Source organism: Acidovorax sp. HMWF018 (assembly GCF_003061035.1).
Lineage (GTDB): Bacteria > Pseudomonadota > Gammaproteobacteria > Burkholderiales > Burkholderiaceae_C > Acidovorax > Acidovorax delafieldii.
Genome location: NZ_QAIM01000410.1, coordinates 1 through 3,157 on the forward strand (window position 1 = coordinate 1; position 3,157 = coordinate 3,157).

The 3,157-nt window shown below is 62.5% G+C and carries 3 protein-coding genes; 2 read left to right on the forward strand and 1 reads right to left on the reverse strand.

Annotation, left to right across the window (positions count from 1 at the left end; translation table 11 throughout):
* Window positions 1-953 (reverse strand): lipid II flippase MurJ (locus tag DBR23_RS16875; protein WP_146191354.1); only part of this gene is annotated, 953 nt, incomplete at its 3' end.
* Window positions 954-1,072: 119 nt separating this feature from the next.
* On the opposite strand from DBR23_RS16875, the gene lysS reads away from it, so the two are divergent.
* Both lysS and DBR23_RS30890 read left to right on the forward strand, forming a co-directional pair.
* Window positions 1,073-2,617, forward strand: a complete 1,545-nt coding sequence (lysS, locus tag DBR23_RS16880; RefSeq protein ID WP_108499014.1) for a lysine--tRNA ligase — start codon at window positions 1,073-1,075, stop codon at window positions 2,615-2,617.
* Window positions 2,618-2,689: 72 nt separating this feature from the next.
* A partial coding sequence (locus tag DBR23_RS30890; RefSeq protein ID WP_233250516.1) for a PleD family two-component system response regulator occupies window positions 2,690-3,157 on the forward strand: 468 nt, incomplete at its 3' end.

A 3,157-nucleotide genomic window follows, 5' to 3' on the forward strand; every position in this document is an offset into this window, starting at 1 on the left:
GCCAATATCAGGGCGCTGCGTACGGCAGATGCCATCGCTTCCTCGTTTGAATTTTCAGAGTCGGTTTGCCTACCTTGGGCGTGGGCGATGGCGGGGAAAGCCAGCGACGCCACCAATTGGATCGCCAGAACCAACGGCAACTCCACCAGTTTCCATGCATAGTTGAAGGTAGCAAGAGCCCCCTCACCCGCGCCAGACGCGAAGGTACGCGCCACGAAGGGCAAGGTCAGTGGCAGACCGGCCCCCAAAACCGCCCACATCCAGATGCGCCAGCCGGGCAAAGGGCCAGGCGCGATGGAAGAAGAGGGCTGGGAGCTGCCGTGGCGGAACAGCGGTCGCATGCGCCAGCCCTGCCACAGCAGCCTCATGAAGACCGCTACCAACAGAAAAACACCCAACGTTGGCACCGCCCCTTCGCCCGTAGCAGATCCACGCGTGCTCCAAAAGACCAGCGCTGTGATCAACACGCCATTGACCACCAGGTTCGCGCTATACATGCCCAGGAAGTCCCTCTCATGCTGCAGCCGTGTTGCCCACAGACCCGCCAGCATGGCGGCTGGCAAGGCAAGAGCACTCCAGACAACCGCTTGACCGACTGAGCCCTCAAGGGAAAGCGATATTCCCGGTACCAGCAGAGGCCCCAATGAAGCATGGGTCGCCATCATCACACTTGCAAGCAGGATGCTTCCCCACAGCAGATACCTGGCCACCCGATGTTGTGTGGCATTCTGCTGCGCAGCCGACTCCCTCGCCCAATGCGGCAGCAAAACATAGGCCAACGCACCGCTGACGAATACGCCCGCAAGCCAATCCGGCAGGGTCAACATGACGATGGCCACATCTGCCATGCCGGAGCTGCCAAAAGCAGCGGCCAATGCTGTTTCACGCAACACCCCCAATACGCGACTGACCAGCAGCAACAGCAGTGAGAGGAGGCCCGCTTTAAGAAACATGCGGCAAATTATCCGGGCTCAGACGGGTACAAGCACCCCACGGCACGTGCAAAAAACTAAAATCACAGGTTTTGGTTCGAATAACGCCTCTGAACGCCTCCATTTGCGGGCGGCTCTCCATGTCTGACACCACCACCACCCTCCCCCCTCAGGACGACAACCAGCTCATCGCCGAGCGCCGAGAAAAGCTCCGCGCTCTGCGCGAAGCCCAGGCCAACGGCGGTAGCGTTGCTTTCCCCAACAACTTCAAGCCCGGCCACAAGGCTGCCCAGTTGCACCTGGAACACAGCGCTGCCACGAACGAGTCCCTGGAAGCCACGCCGGTGAATGTGTCTGTGGCCGGCCGCATGATGCTCAAGCGGGTGATGGGCAAGGCCAGCTTCGCCACGATCCAGGATGGCTCGTTGGGCGAAGTGGGTGGGCGTATACAGCTCTATGTGACCCGTGACGCTGTGGGCGAAGAGCTATATGCGGCCTTCAAGCACTGGGATCTGGGCGACATCGTGGGTGCCGAAGGCTTGCTGATGAAGACCAAGACCGGCGAGCTGTCGGTCAAGGTGACCAGCCTGCGCCTGCTGACCAAGAGCCTGCGCCCGTTGCCCGACAAGTTCCACGGCATGGCCGACCAGGAGCAGAAGTACCGCCAGCGCTATGTGGACCTGATCACCGATGAGCAGGCCCGCAAGCGCTTCGTGGCCCGCAGCAAGGCCGTGAGCGGCCTGCGCGAGTTCATGGTGAGCCACGGCTTCCTCGAAGTCGAAACGCCCATGCTGCACCCCATCCCGGGCGGTGCCAATGCCAAGCCGTTCGTGACGCACCACAACGCGCTGGAGCAGGAGATGTACCTGCGCATCGCGCCCGAGCTGTACCTGAAGCGCCTGATCGTGGGCGGCTTCGAGCGCGTGTTCGAGATCAACCGCAGCTACCGCAACGAAGGTATCTCGGTGCGCCACAACCCCGAGTTCACCATGATGGAGTTCTACGCGGCGTACTGGAACTACCTGGACCTGATGGACTTCACCGAGACGCTGATCCGTGAAGTGGCGCTCAAGGCCACGGGCTCGCTGCAGATGACCTACCAGGGCCGCGCGGTGGACCTGTCCCAGCCGTTTGCCCGCCTGACCATCCGTGAAGCCATCTTCCAGTACACCGAGGCCGGTGCCCATGTGGACGATGCCGCCTGGCTCATCAGCGCATTGAAGAAGCTGGGCATGACCGAAGAGAAAGACAAGCTCTCGACCCGCACGCTGGCCAGCCTGCAGGTGTTGTACTTTGAAGAAACGGTGGAAGACAAGCTGTGGCAGCCCACCTTCATCATGGAGCACCCGACCGAGATCTCGCCGCTGGCCCGTGCGAATGACACCCGCCCCGAGGTGACCGAGCGCTTTGAGCTGTACATCACCGGCCGCGAGTTCGGCAACGGCTTCAGCGAGCTGAACGACGCCGAAGACCAGGCCGCACGCTTCCATGCCCAGGTGGCCGCCAAAGACAGTGGTGACGACGAAGCCATGTTCTACGACCACGACTTCGTGCGCGCACTGGAGTACGGCATGCCACCCACGGGGGGTTGCGGTATTGGTATTGACCGCCTCATGATGCTGCTGACTGACAGCCCCAGCATTCGCGACGTGATTCTGTTCCCTGCGCTGCGCCGCGAGTCCTGAGGCCTGATTTGCGTCGGAGGGCGGTCTGCGACCGCCCCCTCTACCGGTCACCAGGCACCAAGGAGACATACCGTGCCCTTCAGTTCCAGCAACGCGCCCTACCCTGCCAACGAGCCCCTGCCTTCGGGCAATGCTTTTTCGGTACTGGTGGTCGAAGACCAGGGGTCCGTGCGCGCGGCGCTGGTGGCCGAACTGCGGCGGGCGGGGGTGTCAGACATCTTCGAGGCACCCGAGGGCCAGGCTGCGCTGCATCTGTTCAAGACCCACCGGCCCGATCTGGTGCTGCTGGACATCAAGCTGCCGGGCCAGGATGGCTACTGGGTGGCGCAGCAGATGCGTGAGAGCGAGGCGGGGGACTGGACGCCCATCATCTTCCTGTCGGGCCTGGACAACGAACTGGATGTGTGGCGCGGCATTGAGGTGGGGGGCGACGACTACCTGGTCAAACCCGTCAAGCCCATCGTGCTGATGGCCAAGCTGCGCGCCATGCGGCGGTTGCTGGACATGCGCCGACGGCTGGTGTCGATGTCGGCCGAGTTG